At 43.3% G+C, this 5,399-nt stretch carries 9 protein-coding genes; 2 read left to right on the forward strand and 7 right to left on the reverse strand.

Annotated features, from left to right (window positions below; translation table 11 throughout):
- Positions 1-411 (forward strand): hypothetical protein (locus KKB09_04075; GenBank protein ID MBU4300371.1); only part of this gene is annotated, 411 nt, incomplete at its 5' end.
- 69 nt (positions 412-480) lie between these two features.
- Positions 481-1,872, forward strand: a complete 1,392-nt coding sequence (locus tag KKB09_04080; GenBank protein MBU4300372.1) for an ATP-binding protein — start codon at positions 481-483, stop codon at positions 1,870-1,872.
- A gap of 65 nt (positions 1,873-1,937) precedes the next feature.
- On the opposite strand, the gene KKB09_04085 is transcribed toward KKB09_04080, so the two are convergent.
- The 7 genes from KKB09_04085 to KKB09_04115 are packed head-to-tail and all read right to left on the reverse strand — an operon-like array spanning position 1,938 to position 5,263.
- Positions 1,938-2,339, reverse strand: coding sequence for a Zn-ribbon domain-containing OB-fold protein (locus tag KKB09_04085; protein MBU4300373.1), 402 nt, complete (start codon positions 2,337-2,339; stop codon positions 1,938-1,940).
- Positions 2,340-2,366: 27 nt separating this feature from the next.
- Positions 2,367-2,675, reverse strand: coding sequence for a hypothetical protein (locus KKB09_04090; GenBank protein MBU4300374.1), 309 nt, complete (start codon positions 2,673-2,675; stop codon positions 2,367-2,369).
- Positions 2,676-2,735: 60 nt separating this feature from the next.
- Positions 2,736-3,902, reverse strand: coding sequence for a thiolase domain-containing protein (locus KKB09_04095; protein MBU4300375.1), 1,167 nt, complete (start codon positions 3,900-3,902; stop codon positions 2,736-2,738).
- Positions 3,903-3,907: 5 nt separating this feature from the next.
- Positions 3,908-4,267 (reverse strand): DUF86 domain-containing protein, encoded by a 360-nt coding sequence (locus KKB09_04100; protein MBU4300376.1) that lies wholly within the window; start codon positions 4,265-4,267, stop codon positions 3,908-3,910.
- Entirely contained in the window at positions 4,257-4,559 is a 303-nt protein-coding gene (locus KKB09_04105) for a nucleotidyltransferase family protein (GenBank protein MBU4300377.1), read from the reverse strand. The genes KKB09_04100 and KKB09_04105 overlap by 11 nt, the downstream gene beginning before the upstream one ends.
- A 43-nt stretch (positions 4,560-4,602) precedes the next feature.
- The gene (locus KKB09_04110) at positions 4,603-4,968 is read right to left on the reverse strand and encodes a DUF86 domain-containing protein (GenBank protein ID MBU4300378.1); all 366 of its coding nucleotides are present in this window, start codon (positions 4,966-4,968) and stop codon (positions 4,603-4,605) included.
- The gene (locus tag KKB09_04115) at positions 4,961-5,263 is read right to left on the reverse strand and encodes a nucleotidyltransferase family protein (protein ID MBU4300379.1); all 303 of its coding nucleotides are present in this window, start codon (positions 5,261-5,263) and stop codon (positions 4,961-4,963) included. Before KKB09_04115 ends, KKB09_04110 begins: the two co-directional genes overlap by 8 nt.
- Positions 5,264-5,399: the final 136 nt, after the last annotated feature.

The following is a 5,399-nucleotide window of genomic DNA, read 5'->3' on the forward strand; positions in this document are numbered from 1 at the left end:
AACGCATTTTCTTATTTTGCGATTGTCGGAGAGAAAGCGCAGGCGGCTCAAACCTCGCCTCCCGCTGCTGAGCCGCCTAAGGAGACGGTTAAAGAGGAAACAACTGATGAACAGCCGAAAGAGCCTGACGCGCCTGTTGTTGAAGAGCCGAAGGCAACGCCGCCATACTTTACCTATGTTATCGCCGTGATCATATTGCTTGTCGCGGCTTATGCGGCAACGAAAATAAAGGCGACAAAGGAGGATAAAGCGCCGCGAAACGAGCCTGTTAGCGAACCCACGGCAAAGTATTTTGTGCCGCATCAAGGCAAAAAACCAGAAATTCCAAAAACAAGGATTGCTGCGCAAAAGAACAATCTCGACGACATTGAAAAAAGGCTTGATGCTATAAGGAGGAAGCTGAAGGAATAACGACCACGTTCCAGCACGTACCGAAAGCTTTATATATTCACTTAGTGAATAATTCAGTAGGTGAATAGAATGAAATTTATTGACCGAATAGAAGAAATACGTTATCTGAAAGAAGCCGCCGGATTGTCCAAGAGCAAGCTTTTCACTGTTTCCATTACAGGCCTTAGGAGAGTTGGAAAAACAAGGCTCATTCTAGAACTATTATCAAAGGATGACTTGTATTTTTTTGTAAACAAAGACAAGGAAAGCACAAGCCTTTTGCAGGAGTATGCAGACATTCTCCGGGCAAGAAAAATCATTACCGAACTTGAAGTATTGAACAGTTGGGACACTTTTTTTAAGATACTATTAGAGCGGTTTAAGGGAATTATTGTCTTTGACGAATTCCAGAATTTTATGGCTGTCGACAAGTCGGTTTATGGAATCCTTCAGAAGCACATTGATTTAAACGAGAACAAAGGCGGGCTTTTTATCATTTTCTCGGGCTCTACAGTTGGCCTTATGAAAAAGCTTTTTTCTGATTCAAAACAGCCTTTATACGGCCGCCTCAAAAGAAAGATGCCGCTAAAGCCGCTCATGTTCCGCGATACGTTAGAAGTATGCAATACGCTCGGAATACACTCTATTGAAGAAGCGGTGCGGCTTTATGCAATTTTCGGCGGCTTTCCAAAATATTATGTCGCCATAGAGGATGAACAGCTTGGCGACGCAAGTTTTGAAAAGATAATGGACCGATTATTCTTTGCAGAAAACGCAGTTCTTGAAGACGAGGCAAGCCAGATACTATCTTTGGAATTTGGCAAAAGATCCGGCATATATTATGACATTCTTGCGGCGATAGCATCCGGAAATACAAGAATAAGCGAGGTTGCATCCGTTCTTAGAAAGAAAGAAACCACATTGACAAGGCAGCTTAACGAACTTATAAACCGTTTTGAGATTGTATCTGTCGAGAAACCAGTCACCGGAGGAAAAAGTATTTTTGTCATCAATCATCCGCTTCTTAATTTCTGGTTCAGGTTTTTCTACAAGAACCTATCCAGTTATAAAAGGCGTGAAGGCTGGCTGGTCAATAAAGTGAAAAATAATACAAACGCATACGTGGGCTTGCGGTTTGAAGAAGTGTGCCGCGAGTTCTTATTATCACAAAAGCTGAATTTTGAGAAGACCAGCAGATGGTGGGGCGCATACCGGGAAAATGAGGAAAGAAAAGTCGCGGAAATAGATATTGTTTCGATTAACGAACAGACAAAGGAAATACTCTTCTGCGAATGCAAATGGCAGGACAAAGTCGACGCAAAGAAAGTATTAACGGAACTGAAAGATAAAACAAAGTTCGTAAACTGGAATAGGGAAAAAAGAAAGGAACAGTACGCCATTTTTGCCAAATCCTTCAAAGAGCGGTTTAAAGAGCCGAACCTGTTGCTTTTTGATTTAACGGATTTGGAAAAGCTCTTGTAATTGCAAAGCGCCGATTTTTCAGCTCAAATAGCATCTCCCGCTATTGAGCCGCCGAAGAAGGAGCATCATACCAGCTGGAACTTCAGCCCGTAGTGTATTATGCCTTCTTTTCCGTCCTCATAAACCTTTCGAAAGCAAGCAGCTACTTTAGCGCCGATTTTAATGCGGTCAAGCGGAGAATCTACAATCTGCGAAACAAGAACCGGGCCGCTGTCAAGCTTTATCAAAGCCACTGCATAAGGCGTCTGCTTCTCAAATCCTGTAGGACCTGAGCGGATTATAGAATATGTGTATATACAGCCCTTTCTTTCGAACTCTTTTTCCTCAAGAACGCCGCGTCGTCGGCATGTCGGGCAGATCTCGCGCGGCGGATAATAATCCGTCTTGCAAGTCTTGCAGTGATTTCCAAGCAGCCGATAGTGGTGCTTAAACCTTCGCCATAAAAGCGGAACTGATGTGCGGTGCATAATTATTAACCTCATTATCTATATCTCTTATCTCAGTACAAACCCAAATGACGATTCAACTTTCGTCAGTATCTCTTCCCTTGATATATGCAAAGAGCACTTCTTTCGCGATATAATGATGCCATCATCATCCGCGCCAACTACATCAAAGCCGGGATATTTATCCATCGCGCCGTTCATTTTGCGTAAAATATATATTGCTGGTATGGAGTATAAGTGCTCTCCAGGAGCAAGATTTCCACCCAACTCGCCAAATTGTATCATCGGCACTTTTCTCTCTTCATCGTAAACTATCCTGCCTCCATTTCCAACATTAGTTATTTCTCTGTAAGTCATATGAATCACTTCCTAAAAATCCGTTCATTTCGCTTCGCTCATTCTCGGCTTTTCAAACGCTTAGCGTTTGAAAATATGCACAACCGCAGTCGCGCCGCTTCCGCCGACATTGTGCGTCATTCCGATTTCTGCGCCTTTGACCTGCCTTGCGCCGGCTTCACCGCGCAATTGCATAACGATTTCACATGCTTGTTTTATTCCTGTTGCGCCGACAGGGTGTCCGCATGCTTTGAGCCCTCCTGAAGTATTAAATGGAATTTTTCCGCCGAGCTTTGTGTTTCCTTCCTCGATGAATTTAGCGCCTTTGCCCTTTTCCGCAAAGCCCAAATCCTCAACTGCCATAAGCTCTGCAATCGTAAAGCAATCATGAACTTCCACAACATTGATGTCCTTTGGCGCGACTCCTGCCTGCTTGTATGCAGCTCTAGATGCCATTATTGTCGCATCAAGCCTTGTGAGTGATTTTCTCTGCGCAAGAGCCAAACTGTCTGATGCCTGCCCTGAGCCGACAACATAAACCGGATTGCTTGTGTATTTCTTCGCAATGTCCTCCCTGCATAGAATCATTGCCGCCGCGCCGTCTGAAACAGGCGAACAGTCAAGAAGAGTAAGCGGATCTGCAACCATTGTCGCATTCAGGACTTGATCGATTGTAATCTTGTTCTTGAACTGAGCAATCGGATTCATTGAGCCGTGCTCGTGGTTTTTCACGGAAATTGCAGCAAGCTGCTCGCGCTTTGTTCCATATTCATGCATATGCCTTCGCGCCATCAAAGCATAAAGGCCCGGAAATGTCAAACCCTGGAAGCCTTCCCATTCCTCGTCTGCCGCGCCCATCAAAGTTGTCGTGACCTGGTCGCCGGACATGTCGGTCATTTTTTCCGCGCCTCCGACAAGAACCATGTTATGCTGGCCTGAAAGTATTGAGAATAGTCCCTGCCTTAACGCAAGTCCGCCGGATGCGCAAGCTGCTTCTACGCGAGTTGCAGGAATAGTCATGCCAATCTGATCTGCAACAAGCGCGCCTAAATGCTCTTGTCCTGTAAGCCGGCCGCTCGCCATATTTCCGATAAACATCGCATCGATTTCCTTTCCTTCTATCTTCGCATCGGTTACTGCTTTTACCCCTGCCTCAAGCGCGAGGTTTCGAAGGCCCTTTTCCCAATGCTCGCCGAATTTAGTAAGGCCTAATCCTATGACTGCAACTCGAAATTTTGGACTGTCCATAAAAATCACACATTATCTTCTTCTGCTTTGATGATATTTTGTATTTTGCCCTTTAATGTGGGAATGTCATTTTCTGCTGTTTCCCATACAGCATCAAAATCGACGCCGAAGTAACTATGTATCAATTTGTCCCTCATTCCAGCCATGTCTTTCCATGGAATGTCGGGATACTTCTTTCTCATGTTGTCTGATAAGTTTTTTGTAGCTTCGCCGATTATTTCAATCTGGCGCACAATCCCATCGCGGAGCAATTTCTTTCGGTTGCTGATAAATTCGTCGTAATCTATATTTTGGAGATATTCCTCAATGGTCAACATGGCGTCAAAAATATGCTTCAGATACACGAGATCGTCTTTACGCCCCATAAATAACCTCTGCTTCTTTTTTTATCCGGTCTTTCAGATACGGACTTATGGCGTTTTCAGTGAGCAAATCCACCTTTTTCCCCACTTCTTCGGATACTTCCCGCTCGATTCTTACAAAATCAAGGAGGCTTTTCCTATCTCTGAACTCCACAAGCACATCAATATCGCTTTTAGGCGTTTGCTCTCCGCGCGCATAAGAGCCGAAAATGCGGATTCTCTTTGCTCCGCGCCTGGAGAGAGAGTAAACGAGTTTTTTTATAACTGCATCGCGGCTGACTCTATTTGCCGACATCTTCCTATCAATGCGAAATTTTGGATTGTCCATAAAAATCACATTATTTATTTGAATCCTCAACAATTAAAATATTTTTCAACATTACTTCTATTTTAGGCTTTGTTTCCGGAATATTTTTTGTCACAATTTGCCAGATAATGCTTAAATCGACTCCGAAGTATTCGTGAATTGCAATGTTTCTTAGCCCGAGCATCCTGCTCCACGGAATTTCAGAATATAGTTTCCTAATCTCCAATGGTATGTTCTTTGATGCTTCGCCGATTATTTCAAGGTTTCTTATAACTGCATCCACAACCAGCTTGTTTTCCGAAAATTTTTCATAATTCATATTGCGGGTGTATGCTTGGATTCTATTCATTGACTCCAAAATATCTTCAACGAATAATTTGTACGACCGCTTAAGCATAAACAACCTCTTTCAGTATGCCGGCTTTTAATTGCGGTTTAAGGGCGCCGCGCGTAACCAAATCAATTTCTTTGCCCAAAATGCTTTCAAGATATTCTTTAAGGTCTATAAACTCCCAGCCCACGGGCTCGTAAAACTCAACAAGGATATCTATGTCGCTTTTTTTCGATTCCTCGCCCCTTGCATAAGAGCCAAACACGCCGATTTCCTTGACTTTGAACTTCTCTTTTAAAATCGGCTTATTTTCCTTTAAAACGGTTTCAATTTCTTTCAGGGTTTTTGGCTGTTTGCGCATTTCTGCCGTTTTGGCGCGGAATTTTAGATTATTCATAATCATTCACTTACGCATATTCTAGTTCCCAAATCCAGCTTATCCACCATATCCTGACGTTTCTTATATATTGGAGTATCGCTTATACCGAGATTTGTTC

It is taken from the genome of Nanoarchaeota archaeon, assembly GCA_018897155.1.
GTDB lineage: Archaea > EX4484-52 > EX4484-52 > EX4484-52 > LFW-46 > LFW-46.